General features: G+C 71.8%; 14 protein-coding genes. 4 read left to right on the plus strand and 10 right to left on the minus strand.

The window, feature by feature from the left end:
• Window positions 1-149 precede the first annotated feature (149 nt).
• The 4 genes from tal to pgl all read left to right on the plus strand — a co-directional run bounded on the left by tal (window position 150) and on the right by pgl (window position 4,795).
• A complete protein-coding gene (gene tal, locus ACFVUH_RS19460) occupies window positions 150-1,289 on the plus strand; it encodes a transaldolase (RefSeq protein WP_355369128.1) in 1,140 nt (379 codons plus the stop codon).
• 67 nt (window positions 1,290-1,356) lie between these two features.
• Window positions 1,357-2,904: a glucose-6-phosphate dehydrogenase gene (gene zwf, locus ACFVUH_RS19465; RefSeq protein WP_355369224.1), complete on the plus strand. Its 1,548-nt coding sequence runs from the start codon at window positions 1,357-1,359 to the stop codon at window positions 2,902-2,904.
• Window positions 2,901-4,010 carry a glucose-6-phosphate dehydrogenase assembly protein OpcA gene (gene opcA / locus ACFVUH_RS19470; RefSeq protein WP_387914536.1) on the plus strand — a complete coding sequence of 370 codons (1,110 nt, stop codon included), beginning with the start codon at window positions 2,901-2,903 and terminating at the stop codon, window positions 4,008-4,010. The genes zwf and opcA overlap by 4 nt, the downstream gene beginning before the upstream one ends.
• On the plus strand, window positions 4,007-4,795 hold the full coding sequence (gene pgl, locus ACFVUH_RS19475) for a 6-phosphogluconolactonase (protein ID WP_387914538.1): 789 nt from the start codon (window positions 4,007-4,009) through the stop codon (window positions 4,793-4,795). The genes opcA and pgl overlap by 4 nt, the downstream gene beginning before the upstream one ends.
• A gap of 65 nt (window positions 4,796-4,860) precedes the next feature.
• On the opposite strand, the gene ACFVUH_RS19480 is transcribed toward pgl, so the two are convergent.
• The 10 genes from ACFVUH_RS19480 to ACFVUH_RS19525 form a co-directional block, all read right to left on the minus strand.
• A complete protein-coding gene (locus tag ACFVUH_RS19480; RefSeq protein ID WP_243436955.1) occupies window positions 4,861-5,148 on the minus strand; it encodes an RNA polymerase-binding protein RbpA in 288 nt (95 codons plus the stop codon).
• Window positions 5,149-5,353: 205 nt separating this feature from the next.
• Entirely contained in the window at window positions 5,354-5,590 is a 237-nt protein-coding gene (gene secG / locus ACFVUH_RS19485; RefSeq protein WP_355369132.1) for a preprotein translocase subunit SecG, read from the minus strand.
• Window positions 5,591-5,677: 87 nt separating this feature from the next.
• Window positions 5,678-6,463, minus strand: coding sequence for a triose-phosphate isomerase (gene tpiA / locus ACFVUH_RS19490; RefSeq protein ID WP_387914540.1), 786 nt, complete (start codon window positions 6,461-6,463; stop codon window positions 5,678-5,680).
• Window positions 6,464-6,470: 7 nt separating this feature from the next.
• On the minus strand, window positions 6,471-7,673 hold the full coding sequence (locus ACFVUH_RS19495; protein ID WP_387914541.1) for a phosphoglycerate kinase: 1,203 nt from the start codon (window positions 7,671-7,673) through the stop codon (window positions 6,471-6,473).
• Between the two features lie 151 nt (window positions 7,674-7,824).
• Complete coding sequence (gap, locus tag ACFVUH_RS19500; RefSeq protein WP_355369138.1) at window positions 7,825-8,829, minus strand: type I glyceraldehyde-3-phosphate dehydrogenase; 1,005 nt, start codon at window positions 8,827-8,829, stop codon at window positions 7,825-7,827.
• A 335-nt stretch (window positions 8,830-9,164) separates the two neighbouring features.
• Window positions 9,165-10,145, minus strand: coding sequence for a DNA-binding protein WhiA (gene whiA / locus ACFVUH_RS19505; protein WP_209411690.1), 981 nt, complete (start codon window positions 10,143-10,145; stop codon window positions 9,165-9,167).
• A complete protein-coding gene (gene yvcK / locus ACFVUH_RS19510; RefSeq protein ID WP_387914542.1) occupies window positions 10,136-11,209 on the minus strand; it encodes a uridine diphosphate-N-acetylglucosamine-binding protein YvcK in 1,074 nt (357 codons plus the stop codon). Before yvcK ends, whiA begins: the two co-directional genes overlap by 10 nt.
• A gap of 138 nt (window positions 11,210-11,347) precedes the next feature.
• On the minus strand, window positions 11,348-12,259 hold the full coding sequence (rapZ, locus tag ACFVUH_RS19515; RefSeq protein ID WP_387914543.1) for an RNase adapter RapZ: 912 nt from the start codon (window positions 12,257-12,259) through the stop codon (window positions 11,348-11,350).
• A 118-nt stretch (window positions 12,260-12,377) separates the two neighbouring features.
• On the minus strand, window positions 12,378-14,429 hold the full coding sequence (uvrC, locus tag ACFVUH_RS19520) for an excinuclease ABC subunit UvrC (RefSeq protein ID WP_387914544.1): 2,052 nt from the start codon (window positions 14,427-14,429) through the stop codon (window positions 12,378-12,380).
• 51 nt (window positions 14,430-14,480) lie between these two features.
• The gene (locus ACFVUH_RS19525) at window positions 14,481-14,936 is read right to left on the minus strand and encodes a Rieske (2Fe-2S) protein (protein WP_387914545.1); all 456 of its coding nucleotides are present in this window, start codon (window positions 14,934-14,936) and stop codon (window positions 14,481-14,483) included.
• Window positions 14,937-14,974 lie beyond the last annotated feature (38 nt).

Below are 14,974 nucleotides of genomic sequence, written 5' to 3' on the forward strand. Positions count from 1 at the left end.
GGGGTGGCGCGCCCCCCCCACACCCCCGGGGCGCCGCGCCTGGCGCCATCCCCCGAGGCCCCCCCGGGGGGGCGCCCCCCCCCCCCCCCGCGCCCCCCCCCCCGCCCCCACACCACCCCACAGCGAAGAAGTAAAGGGACGGAAGCACCATGACTGACGCACTGAAGCGCCTCAGCGACGAAGGCGTGGCGATCTGGCTGGACGACCTCAGCCGCAAGCGGCTGAACACCGGCAACCTCGCCGAGCTGGTGCAGCACAAGCACGTGGTGGGCGTGACCACCAACCCGACCATCTTCCAGAAGGCCATCGGCGGCGGCGACAGCTCCTACGACGGCCAGCTGCGCGACCTCGCCGTCCGCAAGGTCACCACCGACGAGGCCGTCCGCATGATCACCACCTCGGACGTGCGCGACGCCGCCGACGTGCTGCGCCCGGTCTACGACGCGTCCAACGGCCGCGACGGCCGGGTCTCCATCGAGGTCGACCCGCGGCTGGCCCACGAGACCGCCGCCACCGTGGCCGAGGCCAAGCAGCTGTGGTGGCTGGTCGACCGCCCGAACGTCTTCATCAAGATCCCCGCCACCAAGGCCGGCCTGCCCGCGATCGGCGAGGTCATCGGCAAGGGCATCAGCGTCAACGTCACGCTGATCTTCTCGCTGGACCGCTACAAGGCCGTCATCGACGCCTACCTGACCGGTCTGGAGGCCGCCAAGGCCAAGGGCCTGGACCTCTCCCAGATCGAGTCGGTCGCCTCCTTCTTCGTCTCCCGCGTCGACACCGAGATCGACAAGCGCCTGGACAAGATCGGCGGCGCGGCCAAGGACCTCCGCTCCAAGGCCGCCCTGGCCAACGCCCGCCTCGCCTACCAGGCCTACGAGGAGGTCTTCGGCACCGTCGACGGCAAGACCGCCGGCAGCGCCCGCTGGAAGGCCCTGGAGGCCGCCGGCGCCAAGCCGCAGCGCCCGCTCTGGGCCTCCACCGGCGTCAAGGACCCGGCCCTGCCGGACACCCTGTACGTCACCGAGCTGGTCGCCCCCGGCACCGTCAACACCATGCCCGAGGCCACCCTGGACGCCACCGACGACCACGGCGTGGTCACCGGCGGCACCATCGTCCCCAACTACGCCGACGCCAAGGCCGTGATGGACGCCATCGCCGCCGCGGGCGTGGACTACGACGACGTGGTCCAGGTGCTGGAGGACGAGGGCGTGGAGAAGTTCGAGCAGTCCTGGAACGAACTGCTCGACACCGTCACCGCCTCGCTGGCCTCGTTCGCCGACGAGAAGTGACCCCCTGCTCACAGCGCACGAAAGCGGAGCCCATCAAGTGAGCACTGATTTCCCCGAGTTGACACCACTGTCGGACGCGGACGATCTCCCGCCGGCACCCGTCAACCCGCTTCGCGACCCCTCCGACCGGCGGCTCCCGCGCATCGCGGGGCCGTCCGGCCTGGTCATCTTCGGGGTCACCGGTGACCTGTCCCGCAAGAAGCTCATGCCGGCCATCTACGACCTGGCCAACCGCGGCCTGCTGCCGCCGGGCTTCTCCCTCGTCGGCTTCGCCCGCCGCGAGTGGGACGACGAGGACTTCGCCCAGGAGGTGCACGACGCCGTCAAGGAGCACGCCCGCACCCCCTTCCGCGAGGAGGTCTGGCAGCAGCTCGCCAAGGGCATGCGCTTCGTCCACGGCACCTTCGACGACGACGACGCCTTCGACAAGCTCCGCGCGACCATCGAGGAGCTGGACAAGGCCCAGGGCACCAGCGGCAACTTCGCCTTCTACCTGTCCGTCCCGCCGAAGTTCTTCCCGACCGTCGTCCAGCAGCTCAAGAAGCACGGCCTGGCCGACCCTCCGAACGGCTCCTGGCGGCGCGCCGTCATCGAGAAGCCGTTCGGCCACGACCTGGAGTCCGCCCAGGAGCTGAACCGGATCGTCCACGAGGTCTTCCCCCGGGACGAGGTCTTCCGGATCGACCACTACCTGGGCAAGGAGACCGTCCAGAACATCCTGGCGCTCCGCTTCGCCAACCAGATGTTCGAGCCGATCTGGAACCGGTCCTACGTCGACCACGTGCAGATCACCATGGCCGAGGACATCGGCATCGGCGGCCGGGCCGGCTACTACGACGGCATCGGCTCGGCCCGGGACGTCATCCAGAACCACCTGCTGCAGCTGATGGCGCTCACCGCCATCGAGGAACCGGCGTCCTTCCACCCGAAGGCGCTGGTGGCCGAGAAGCTCAAGGTGCTGAGCGCGGTCAAGCTCCCGGCCGACCTCGGCCGGCACACCGTGCGCGGCCAGTACACGGCCGGCTGGCAGGGCGGCGAGGAGGTCGGCGGCTACCTCGACGAGGACGGCATCGACCCCGATTCCAAGACCGACACCTACGCGGCCATCAAGCTGGAGATCAACAACCGCCGCTGGGCGGGCGTGCCGTTCTACCTGCGCACCGGCAAGCGGCTGGGCCGCCGGGTCACTGAGATCGCGGTGGTCTTCCAGCGCGCCCCGTACCTGCCGTTCGACTCCTACGCCACCGAGGAACTGGGGCAGAACGCCCTGGTCATCCGGGTGCAGCCGGACGAGGGCGTCACCGTGCGGTTCGGTTCCAAGGTGCCGGGCACCTCCTTCGAGGTCCGGGACGTCACGATGGACTTCGCCTACGGCGAGTCCTTCACCGAGTCCTCCCCGGAGGCGTACGAGCGGCTCATCCTCGACGTGCTGCTCGGTGACGCCAACCTCTTCCCGCGTCACCAGGAGGTCGAGCTCTCCTGGCAGATCCTCGACCCGATCGAGAAGTACTGGGACACCCACGGCAGGCCCGCCGAGTACGCGGCCGGCACCTGGGGCCCGGCCGAGGCGGACGAGATGCTCGCACGAGACGGCAGGAGCTGGCGCCGGCCATGAAGATCGACCTGATGAACACCACGTCCGGCAAGATCAACGCAGCGCTCATGGAGGCGCGACGGGCCAGCGGCTCCACCGCCGCCGGCATGGTGCTCACCCTGGTGATCGTGACCGACGAGGGCAGCGCCTACGACGCCCTCAAGGCGGCCAACGACGCCTCCCGCGAGCACCCCTCGCGCACCCTGGCGGTCATCAAGCGCGCCGGGCGCTCGCCCCGGGCCCGCGCCGAGACCCGGCTGGACGCCGAGGTCCTGGTCGGCTCCGACGCCGGCTCCGGGGAGACGGTCGTCCTGCGCATGCACGGCGAACTCGCCGCGCACGCCCAGTCGGTCGTCCTGCCGCTGCTGCTGCCGGACGCCCCGGTGGTGGTCTGGTGGCCGGACAACGCGCCGCGGCACCCGGCGCAGGACCCGCTGGGCGCGCTCGCCCAGCGCCGGATCACCGACGCGGTCACCGCCGAGTCCCCGGTCGGCCAGCTCGCCCAGCGGGCCGAGAGCTACACCCCGGGCGACACCGACCTGGCCTGGACCCGGATCACCGGCTGGCGCTCCATGCTGGCCGCCGCGCTGGACCAGCGGCCGTCGACGATCACCGCCGCGGTGGTCGAGGGCGAGTCGTACAACCCCAGCGTCGAACTGCTCGGCCTGTGGCTGCACACCCGGCTGCACGTGCCGGTCGAGCGGGTCGTCACCAACGGCCCGGGCATCACCGCGGTGCACCTGCGCACCAAGGACGGGGACATCACCCTGGACCGCCCGGACGGCCTGATGGGCACGCTCTCCATGCCCGGCTCGCCGGACCGCCAGGTGGCGCTCAAGCGGCGCGAGACCTCGGAGCTGATCGCCGAGGAGCTGCGCCGGCTCGACCCGGACGACATCTACGCGGCCGCCGTGCGCACGCCGGTGGACCGGCTCAAGGAGCCGGACAACGCCGAGCAGGCGGTCGCGAGCGCGGTGGCCGCCGAGGCCGCCGAGGAGGCGGCCACGCACGAAGCCGCCCCGGAGGGCGGGCAGGTCGCCAACCCGACCCGGGTGACCGCCGAGGCGGCCCCCGCCACCGCGAAGAAGGCCGCCGGCAAGCGCACCACCAAGAAGGCGGACGCATGACGGCGGCCACCCCGCAGCTGGTCGTCCACCGGGACAAGGAGCTGATGGCCCAGGCGGCCGCGGCCCGGCTGATCACCCGGATCGTGGACGCCCAGTCCGCCCGCGGCACCGCCTCGGTGGTGCTCACCGGCGGACGCAACGGCAACGCCCTGCTGGCCGCGATCGCCGCCTCCCCGGCGCGCGACGCGGTCGACTGGGCGCGGCTGGACCTGTGGTGGGGCGACGAGCGGTTCCTGCCGTCCGCCGACCCGGAGCGCAACGCCGTGCAGGCCCGCGCCGAGCTGCTGGACGCCGTCCCGCTCGACCCGGCGCGGGTGCACGAGATGCCCGCCGCGGACGGCGCCGACGGCTCGGACGTCGACGCCGCGGCGGCCCGCTACGCCCAGGAGCTGGCCGCCGCGGCCGGCCCCGGCGACCGGGGCGGCATCCCGGCCTTCGACGTGCTGCTGCTCGGCGTCGGCCCGGACACCCATGTCGCCTCGCTCTTCCCGGAGCACCCGGGCGTGCGGGAGACCGAGTTGACGGTGATCGGCGTGCGCGGTGCGCCGAAGCCGCCGCCGACCCGGATCTCGCTCACCCTCCCGGCCATCCGCGCCGCCCGCGAGGTCTGGCTGCTGGCGGCCGGCGAGGACAAGGCCGGCGCGGTGGCGGTGGCCCTGTCCGGCCCCGGCGAGCTCCAGGCGCCCGCCTCCGGGGCGCACGGCACCGGTCGCACCCTGTGGCTGCTGGACCGCGCCGCGGCCTCCCAGCTGCCGCCCCAGTTGTACCCCCCGGCCTCGGCCTGAGGGTTCCGGTGAACGTCGAAGGGCGCCACCCCCGCGGGGGTGGCGCCCTTCGTCCTTCGCTGTGCTCAGATCTCGCCGCGGAGCTTGGCCAGCGCCTCGGCGAGGATCGCCTCGCCGTCGGCGTCGGTGCGCCGCTCGCGGACGTAGGCGAGGTGCGTCTTGTACGGCTCGTTGCGGGACGGCGCGGGCGGGTTGTGCTCGTCCTGGCCGGCCGGAAAGCCGCAGCGCGGACAGTCCCAGGTCTCCGGGATCACCGCTTCGGCCGCGAAGCTCGGGCGGGTCTCGTGCTTGTTCGCGCACCAGAAGGAGATCCGGTTGCGGGGGGCGGATTCGCCGCGCTCCGCCTCGCCCATCGGGCCGGCTCCGACCCTGCTGCCACGGATGGCGTTGCCACTTGCCACGGTCTGACTCCCTGCGTGCTGGTGCGCCGACGCGCGTGACGCGCGTCGGGGGCGAAAGTCGTCCTAGTGTAAGCAGGGGTTAAGCATGCGCCACCCACCGGCTCCGCCCCGGACCTTTCCAGGATAGGCCGCGGGGCGACGGGGCGTCAGAGATATGTCAGCCCTTGTACTTCAGGACCAGACCGAGCACCACGAGGGTGGCGAACCAGCCCAGGCCGACGATGATCGTGATGCGGTCCAGGTTGCGCTCGGCCACCGCCGAGCCGCCGCCGGTGGACATCGCGCCGCCACCGAACATGTCCGACAGACCGCCGCCCTTCCCCTTGTGCAGCAGCACCAGCAGGATCATCAGCAGGCTGAAGACGATCAGGGCAATCGAGAACCCGATAACCACGACGGGACCAACTCTCTCGTATCTTCGGCGAAGGGGCCGGACCACGACGGGTGGTCCGGCCCCAAAGCCTACGTTGCTGCGGCGGCGTTAGCCTACTGCCTGCTCACGGTACCGCACGATCTTGACGAACTCCTCGGCGTCCAGCGAGGCTCCGCCGATCAGGCCGCCGTCGATGTCCGGCTTGGCCATCAGGCCGGCCGCGCTCGACGACTTCACCGAACCGCCGTAGAGCACCCGGACCTTGCCGGCCAGCTCGGCGTCGTACAGCTCGGCGAGCCGCGCGCGGATGGCGGCGCAGACCTCCTGGGCGTCCTCGGGGGTCGCCACCTCGCCGGTGCCGATCGCCCAGACCGGCTCGTAGGCGACCACGACGGACTCGGCCTGCGCGGCCGGGACGTCCTGCAGGGCGCCGTCGAGCTGGGCCAGCGTGTGCTCGACGTGGGTGCCGGCCTTGCGGACCTCCAGCGGCTCGCCGACGCACAGGATCGGGGTGATCCCGCTGCGGTAGGCGGCCTTGACCTTGGCGTTGACGATCTCCTCGTTCTCGCCGTGGTACTGGCGGCGCTCCGAGTGGCCGATCACCGCGTAGGTGCACTTCAGCTTGGCCAGCATCGGGCCGGAGACCTCGCCGGTGTAGGCACCGCCGTCGTGCTGCGAGATGTCCTGCGAGCCGTACTTGATCTTCAGCTTGTCGCCGTCGACCAGGGTCTGCACCGAACGGAGGTCGGTGAACGGCACGAGCACGGCCACCTCGACCGACTCGTAGTCCTTGTCGGCCAGCGCGAAGGCCAGCTTCTGGGTGTGCTGGATGGCCTCGAGGTGGTTGAGGTTCATCTTCCAGTTGCCCGCCATCAGCGGGAGACGCTCAGTCATGCGAGATTCAGCCTTCCAGGGCGGTGAGACCGGGGAGCTGCTTGCCCTCCAGGTACTCCAGGCTCGCGCCACCGCCGGTCGAGATGTGCCCGAACTTCGTCTCGTCGAAGCCCAGGATGCGGACGGCCGCGGCGGAGTCCCCGCCACCGACCACGGAGAACGCGTCACTGTCGAGCAGGCCCTGCGCGACGGCCGCGGTGCCGGCGGCGAAGTCCGGGTGCTCGAAGACGCCCATCGGGCCGTTCCAGAACACCGTCTTCGCGTCGGCCAGCTTCTCCGCGAACAGCTTGCGGCTCTCCGGGCCGATGTCCAGGCCCAGCTGGTCGGCCGGGATCGCGTCGACGGCGACGACCGAGTGGGGGGCCGGGGCCTTGGTCTTGAGGTCCGGGAACCCGGTGGAGACCACGACGTCGGTCGGCAGGACGAACTCGACGCCCCGCTCCTTCGCCTCCGCCAGGTACCCCTGGACGGTCGGGATCTGGTCCTCCTGCAGCAGCGAGACGCCGACCTCGTGGCCCTGGGCCTTGAGGAAGGTGAACACCATGCCGCCGCCGATCAGGATCCGGTCGGCCTTCTTCAGCAGGTTCTCGATCACACCGACCTTGTCGGAGACCTTGGAGCCGCCGAGCACCACCACGTACGGGCTCTCGACGTCCTCGGTGAGGCGCTTGAGCACGCCCACCTCGGTGGCGATCAGGTCGCCGACCGCGTGCGGCAGCAGCGCCGGCAGGTCGAACACCGAGGCGTGCTTGCGGTGCACCGCGCCGAAGCCGTCGCCCACGTAGAGGTCGGCCAGGGCGGCCAGCTGCTCGGCGAAGGCCCTGCGCTCGGCGTCGTCCTTGCTGGTCTCACCGGCGTTGAAGCGCAGGTTCTCGAGCAGCGTGACCTCGCCGTCGGCCAGGGCGGCGACGGTGGCCTTCGCGCTCTCGCCCACGGTGTCGGCCGCGAAGGCGACCGGCCTGCCGAGGATCTCACCGAGGCGGACGGCCACCGGCGCGAGGGAGAACTGCGGGTCCGGCGCGCCCTTGGGACGGCCGAGGTGGGAGGCGACGACGACCTTCGCGCCGCGCTCGACGAGCTTGGCGATGGTCGGGGCGACGGCACGGATCCGGCCGTCGTCGGTGATCGTGCCGTCGGAAAGCGGGACGTTGAGGTCCGCGCGGACGAACACGCGCTTACCGGCGACGTCCAGATCTTCGATGGTCTTCACGGTCTTCGGTCTCCTGGCGAGATGGTGGAGCAGGGGACGACACAACGTTGTGCCGTCCATGGGGAGTTGAGGGTGCGCAGACGGAGGGCCCGGTCGGCTTCGCACATGCCTTCCGGGCCCTCCCCCCTACTTCACGTCAGCTCCCGCTACGTCAGAGCCCGGCACCGACGAGGGTGGTCAGGTTGACGAGGCGGTTCGAGTAGCCCCACTCGTTGTCGTACCAGCCGAAGATCTTGACCTGGTTGCCCTGGGCCATCGTCAGCAGCGAGTCGAAGATCGTGGAGAACGGCGAGTTCACGATGTCGGAGGAGACGATCGGGTCCTCGGTGTACTGCAGGATGCCCTTGAGGGTGGTCTCCGAGGCCTTCTTGAAGGCCTCGTTGACCTCGGCGACGGTGACGTCGCGCTCCAGGGTGACGACCAGGTCGGTGATCGAACCGGTCGGGACCGGAACGCGCAGCGAGGTGCCGTCCAGCTTGCCCTTGAGCTCCGGCAGGACCAGCGCGGTCGCCTTGGCGGCACCGGTCGAGGTCGGGATGATGTTCAGGGCGGCGGCGCGGGCGCGACGCAGGTCCTTGTGCGGGAAGTCCAGGGTGACCTGGTCATTGGTGTACGCGTGGACCGTGGTCATCAGGCCCTTGACGATGCCGAAGCTCTCGTTCAGCACCTTGGCCAGCGGCGCCACACAGTTGGTGGTGCAGGAGGCGTTGGAGATGACGGTGTGCTTGTCACCGTCGTACTTGTCGTCGTTCACGCCCATGACGATGGTGATGTCCTCGTCGGTGGCGGGCGCGGAGATGATGACCTTCTTGGCGCCGGCCGCGACGTGCTTCTTCGCCGCCTCGGCCTTGGTGAAGATGCCGGTCGACTCGATGACGACGTCCGCGCCCAGCTCGCCCCAGGGGAGGTTGGCCGGGTCGCGCTCGGCGACGACCTTGAAGGTCTTGCCGTCGACGGTGATGCTGTCCGCGGTGTGCGACACCTCGCCCGGGAAGGTGCCCAGGATCGAGTCGTACTTGAGCAGGTGCGCCAGGGTCTTGGTGTCGGTCAGGTCATTGACACCGACGATCTCGATGTCCGCGCCCTGGGCCTGAACCGCACGGAAGAAGTTGCGGCCGATGCGGCCGAATCCGTTGATGCCTACCCGGATCGTCACGAACCGATCTCCTCGTTAGGTACGCCGGACGCTATGCCGACGGGGTGGAATTTTGGGATGTCCCCGACCGCCTATGACCCTACCCCTCCGAGGCCGGGTAGAGCACATCAGGCGGCTGCGCAACCCCTGGCGTGGCGCGTGTTCACAACAATCCGGGTCGTCCGGCCTTGCCCTCCCGGGCAGTTGGTCCCGACCCCGTCCGGGACCCTCGGCAGGGGCCCCGTCCCACCCTCCGGACACGGCTCCGCCGGTGCCCGCGGAAGCGGACACCGGCGGAGGGGGAAGCACCGGGCGGGACCGTCGGAACGGCGACGGCCGACGTCAGTCGACGGCCGTCAGTTGAGGGCCATCTCGTCGGTGAGGTTGGCCTCGGTGCTCGGCAGGCCGAGCTCGGAGGCGCGCTTGTCGGCCATCGCCAGCAGTCGGCGGATCCGGCCGGCCACCGCGTCCTTGGTCAGCGGCGGGTCGGCGAGCGCGCCCAGCTCCTCCAGCGAGGCCTGCTTGTGCTGCATCCGCAGCTGGCCGGCGGCGGCCAGGTGCTCGGGCACCTCGTCGCCGAGGATCTCCAGCGCGCGCTGCACCCGGGCGCCGGCCGCCACCGCGGCCCGGGCCGAGCGGCGCAGGTTGGCGTCGTCGAAGTTGGCCAGCCGGTTGGCGGTGGCCCGCACCTCGCGCCGCATCCGGCGCTCCTCCCAGGCCAGCACCGACTCGTGCGCGCCGAGCCGGGTGAGCAGCGCGCCGATCGCGTCGCCGTCGCGGATCACCACCCGGTCGACCCCGCGCACCTCGCGGGCCTTGGCCGGGATGCCGAGCCGGCGGGCGGCGCCGACCAGGGCGAGGGCGGCCTCCGAGCCGGGGCAGGTGATCTCCAGCGAGGACGAGCGGCCGGGCTCGGTGAGCGAGCCGTGCGCCAGGAACGCCCCGCGCCAGGCCGCCTCGGCGTCGCAGGTGGCGCCGGAGACCACGGCCGGGGGCAGGCCGCGGATCGGGCGGCCTCGGCCGTCCACGAGGCCGGTCTGGCGCGCGAGCAGTTCGCCGTCCTTGACCACCCGGACCACGTACCGGCTGCCGCGCCGCAGGCCGCCGGGGGCCATCACGACCAGGTCCGAGGAGTGTCCGAAGATCTCCAGCAGGTCCTTGCGCAGACGCCGGGCGGCGGCTCCGGTGTCGAGCTCCGCCTCGATCACGATCCGGCCGCTCACGATGTGCAGCCCGCCCGCGAACCGCAGGATCGCCGACACCTCCGCCTTGCGGCAGCAGGCCCGGGTGACCGGGAGCCGGCTGATTTCGTCCTTCACCGCTGGAGTCATCGCCATGGCCCGATCCTTCCATGTGTCCGGAAAATCCGGTCGTACGCGGCTGCCAAGAGCTCCGGGTCGTGTCGCGGCGTGCCGTCGGTACGGGCGACCCGGCCGAGCACCAGGGCCGCTCCCATCCGCTCGGCGGCCTTTTCCAGTCCGGCCAGGTCCGCCTGGCCGAAGGCGCCGCCGGTGACGGCGCGCTCATCCACCAGGATCGCATCCACCGCGAGGGACGGAGCGTGGTCGGCGATGACCTCCAGGTGACGCTGCGGGGTGAAGCCCTCCGTCTCGCCGGGCTGCGGGGCCAGGTTCAGGGTGAGCAGGCGGCGGGCGCGGGTCTCCACGAGCGCCTTGGCCAGCTCGGGCACCAGCAGGTGCGGCAGCACGCTGGTGAACCAGGAGCCGGGGCCGAGCACCACCCAGTCCGCCTCGCGGACGGCGGTGACCGCCTCCGGCACGGCGGGCGGCTCGTCCGGCAGGAGCCGGACGGACTGCACGGTTCCGGGGGTGACCGCGACATTGGCCTGGCCGCGGACGGCGGCCAGCTCGGCCGGGAAGGCCGGGTCGTGGCCGCGGACGACCGCCTCGATGTCCAGCGGTACCGCCGACATCGGCAGCACCCGGCCCTGCACGTTGAGCAGTCGGCCGACCCAGTCCAGGGCGGCGACCGGGTCGCCGAGCTTCTCCCAGAGCGCGACGATCAGCAGGTTGCCGACGGCGTGGCCGCCCAGCTCGCCGGTGCCGGTGAAGCGCTGCTGGATCACCTCGGACCAGGTGCGGCCCCAGTCGTCGTCGCCGCAGAGCGCGGCGAGCGCCTTGCGCAGGTCGCCGGGGGGCAGGACCCCGAGCTCCTCGCGCAGTCGGCCGCTGGAGCCGCCGTCGTCGGCGACGGTGACCACGGCGGTGAGGTCGGTGGTGAGCCGGCGCAGCGCGGACAGCGAGGCGGACAGGCCCTGGCCGCCGCCGAGCGCGGTGATCCGCGGGGCCTGGTTGGTCCTGGCCGCCTGGCTGGTCCGCGGCGCCGGATGGGGACGGGACGGGCCGGTGCGGGCCGACCCGGAGCGGGACCGGCCGGTCACGATGGACCGGGCCGTGGCCCCACTCCGGTCGGCGGTCCTGTTCTGGAACTGCCGCCCGGGCACGTATCCCGTCACACCTACCTCGCGTTCCTGTTGCCCGCCGCCGGCCTCCGCCGGCGGCCCGGCAGGGCGAGGCGGCTACTCCCGTCCCATGTCACGGTGGACGAGCACCGTTTCCACACCGTCGGCGATGAGACGCTTCGTCAGGCGCTCGGACATCGCGACGCTGCGGTGCTTGCCACCGGTGCAGCCTACGGCAAGGGTCATGTAACGCTTCCCTTCGCGACGATAGCCCTCGGTGATGATGCGCAGCAGCTCGGCGTAGCCGTTGAGGAACTCGTTGGCCCCGGGCTGCTGGAAGACGTAGTCGGCGACGTCCGCGTCGGTGCCGGTACGGGCCCGCAGTTCGGGCACCCAGTGCGGGTTGGGCAGGAAGCGGCAGTCCACCACGAGGTCGGCGTCGACCGGCAGGCCGTACTTGAAGCCGAAGGACATCACGGTGGCGCGCAGCTCGGGCTCGTCGTGGTCGGCGAACTGGGCGTCGAGCTTGGCCCGCAGCTGGTGGACGTTGAGGTTGGAGGTGTCGATCACCAGGTCGGCCTCGCCGCGCAGCTCGCGCAGCAGGTCGCGCTCCAGGGCGATGCCGTCGACGATCCGGCCGTCGGCCTGCAGCGGGTGCGGGCGGCGGACGCTCTCGAAGCGGCGCACCAGCGCCTCGTCGGAGGAGTCCAGGAAGACGACGCGCAGCCGCACGCCGCGCTTCTCCAGCTCGTCCAGCGAGGTCAGCAGGTCGTCGAAGAACTGCCGGCCGCGGACGTCCACCACGGCGCCGATCCGGGCGACGTTGCCCTGGGAGCGGGCGCCGAGGTCGACCATGGTGGGGATGAGGGCCGGCGGCAGGTTGTCCACCACGAACCAGCCCAGGTCCTCCAGGCACTTGGCGGCGGTGGAGCGGCCCGCTCCGGACATGCCGGAGATGATCACCAGCTCCGGGGTGTTCTCGCCGCCGGCCTCGGGCCTGGCGGTCCCGCCGTAATCGGACACGGTCACTTCGGTTCCCCGCTCTCGGTGGTTCTGCTGTGGGAAACGCGCGTCGCGCGGGCGTGCTTCCCCGGCTCACTCGGACGAGTGGGTTCGGGGCGCGCCGGCTGACGGGCGGCGTCGGCCGTCATGGCGTCTCCTGGATGGGTGCGGTCTCGGGCTCGGGCGCCGCGGGCGCCGGCTCTTCGGCGCCGTCCTCGATGATCTCGCCCGTGGCGGTGTTCACGGCGGGTGCGGCAGGTGTACGGGACGACAACGCCGCCGCAACGGTCTCCGCAGTCCGGCGGCCGATGCCGGGGACGGCGCAGAGTTCGTCGACGGTGGCCGCCCGGAGCTTCTTCAGCGAGCCGAAGTGCTTGAGCAGCGCCTGACGGCGAGTCTCGCCGAGGCCGGGGACGGAGTCCAGTTCTCCGGCGGTGAGTCGCTTGGAACGCTTGCCGCGCTGGTAGGTGATCGCGAAGCGGTGGGCCTCGTCACGGACCCGCTGGAGCAGGTAGAGGCCCTCGCTGCTGCGCGGGAGCACGACCGGGTCGTCCTCGCCGGGCAGCCAGACCTCCTCCAGGCGCTTGGCCAGGCCGCACAGGGCGACGTCGTCGATGCCGAGTTCGTCCAGGGCCCGCCGGGCGGCGGCGACCTGGGGCAGGCCGCCGTCGACGACGAGCAGTTGGGGCGGGTAGGCGAAGCGCTTGGGGCGGCCGTCCTCGGTGCGCGGCCCGTCCTCGGGGTGCCGGCCGTCCTCCGGCGTCTCCGGCTCCTCGGGGACGGCCCACTCGCCGGTCTGCTCGCGCTCCTGGAGGTAGCGGCGGAAGCGGCGGCTGACCACCTCGTGCATCGAGCGGACGTCGTCCTGGCCCTCGAAGCCCTTGATCTGGAAGCGGCGGTACTCGCTCTTGCGGGCCAGGCCGTCCTCGAAGACGACCATCGAGGCGACCACGTCCTCGCCCTGGAGGTGGGAGATGTCGAAGCACTCGATGCGCAGCGGGACGCTGTCGAGTTCGAGCGCCTCGGCGATCTCCTGGAGGGCGCGGCTGCGGGTGGTGAGGTCGGAGGCGCGCTTGGTCTTGTGCAGCGCGAGCGCCTGCTGGGCGTTGCGCTGTACGGTGGCCATGAGGTCCTTCTTGTCGCCGCGCTGCGGGATGCGCAGGTCGACCTGGGCGCCGCGCAGGCCGCTCAGCCAGTCGCGCGCCGGCTCGACGGGCTCGGGCAGCGCGGGCACGAGCACCTCGCGGGGGACGGACTCGCTGCCGCCGCCGTAGAGCTGCTGGAGGGCGTGCTCGACCAGGCCGGCGGTGTCGACGTCCTCGACCTTGTCGGTGACCCAGCCGCGCTGGCCGCGGACCCGGCCGCCGCGGACGTGGAAGATCTGGACGGCGGCCTCCAGTTCGTCCTCGGCGACGGCGAGCAGGTCGGCGTCGGTGGCGTCGGCGAGGACGATGGCGTTCTTCTCCATGGCCCGCTTGAGCGCGCCGATGTCGTCGCGCAGCCGGGCCGCCTTCTCGTACTCCAGGTCGGCGGCGGCCTCCTGCATCTCGGTCTCCAGCCGGCGCAGGTAGTTGCCGGTGCGTCCGGCCATGAAGTCGCAGAAGTCCTCGGCGAGGGCGCGGTGCTCCTCGGCCGAGACCCGGCCGACGCAGGGTGCGGCGCACTTGCCGATGTAGCCGAGCAGGCAGGGGCGGCCGACCTGGCGGGCGCGCTTGAAGACGCCGTTGGAGCAGGTGCGGACGGGGAAGACGCGGAGCAGCAGGTCGACGGTCTCGCGGATCGCCCAGGCGTGGCCGTAGGGGCCGAAGTAGCGCACGCCCTTCTTGTGCGCGCCGCGCATCACCTGGACCCGCGGGTACTCCTCGTCGAGGGTGACGGCGAGTTCCGGATAGCTCTTGTCGTCGCGGTACTTGACGTTGAACCGGGGGTCGAACTCCTTGATCCAGGAGTACTCCAGCTGGAGCGCCTCGACCTCGGTGGCGACGACGGTCCACTCCACCGAGGCGGCGGTGGTGACCATGGTGGCGGTGCGCGGGTGCAGCCCGGCGAGGTCCTGGAAGTAGGAGGAGAGCCGGGGCCGCAGGCTCTTGGCCTTGCCGACGTAGATGACCCGCCCGTGGGCGTCGCGGAACTTGTAGACACCGGGCGAGGCGGGGATCGCACCCGGCGCCGGGCGGTAGGTGGACGGGTCAGCCATGGGTCCACCGTACCGACTCGGGCCGGGGGCGCGTGCGGGAGATCAACTGCTTCAGCGGGGGGTCACCTTGAGGTTGCCGCCCTCGACCGCCACGGTGTACTCGGGCAGCGGGGTCGGGGCCGGACCGTCCAGCACGGCGCCGTCGGTGATGCCGAACATGCTGCCGTGACAGGGGCATTGGATCTTCTGGTTCTTGACCTGGTCGACGATGCAGCCGGCGTGGGTGCACTTGGCGCTGAACGCCTTGTACTGGCCCTCGCTGGGCTGGGTGACGACGATCTTCTTCTCGCGGTACACGGTGCCGCCGCCGACCGGGACGGCGGAGGCGGGGCCGACGTCGACCGGGGTCTTGGCGGTGGAACCGGAGCCGGAGTCGGAGGCGGAGGAGGAGCAGCCGGAGACGGCGAGGGTGCCGCCGGCGGCGAGGACGGCCGCGGCTCCGCAGAGCAGGGTGCGGCGGGTGGGGGCGGGGCCTTCGGGGGCCTGGCTCTCGGGGGCCTCGGACATGGCGGGGAGCTCCTGGTTCGACGGCGGCGCCGCGGCTG

Source organism: Kitasatospora sp. NPDC058032 (assembly GCF_042885845.1).
In the GTDB taxonomy this organism is placed as follows: domain Bacteria; phylum Actinomycetota; class Actinomycetes; order Streptomycetales; family Streptomycetaceae; genus Kitasatospora.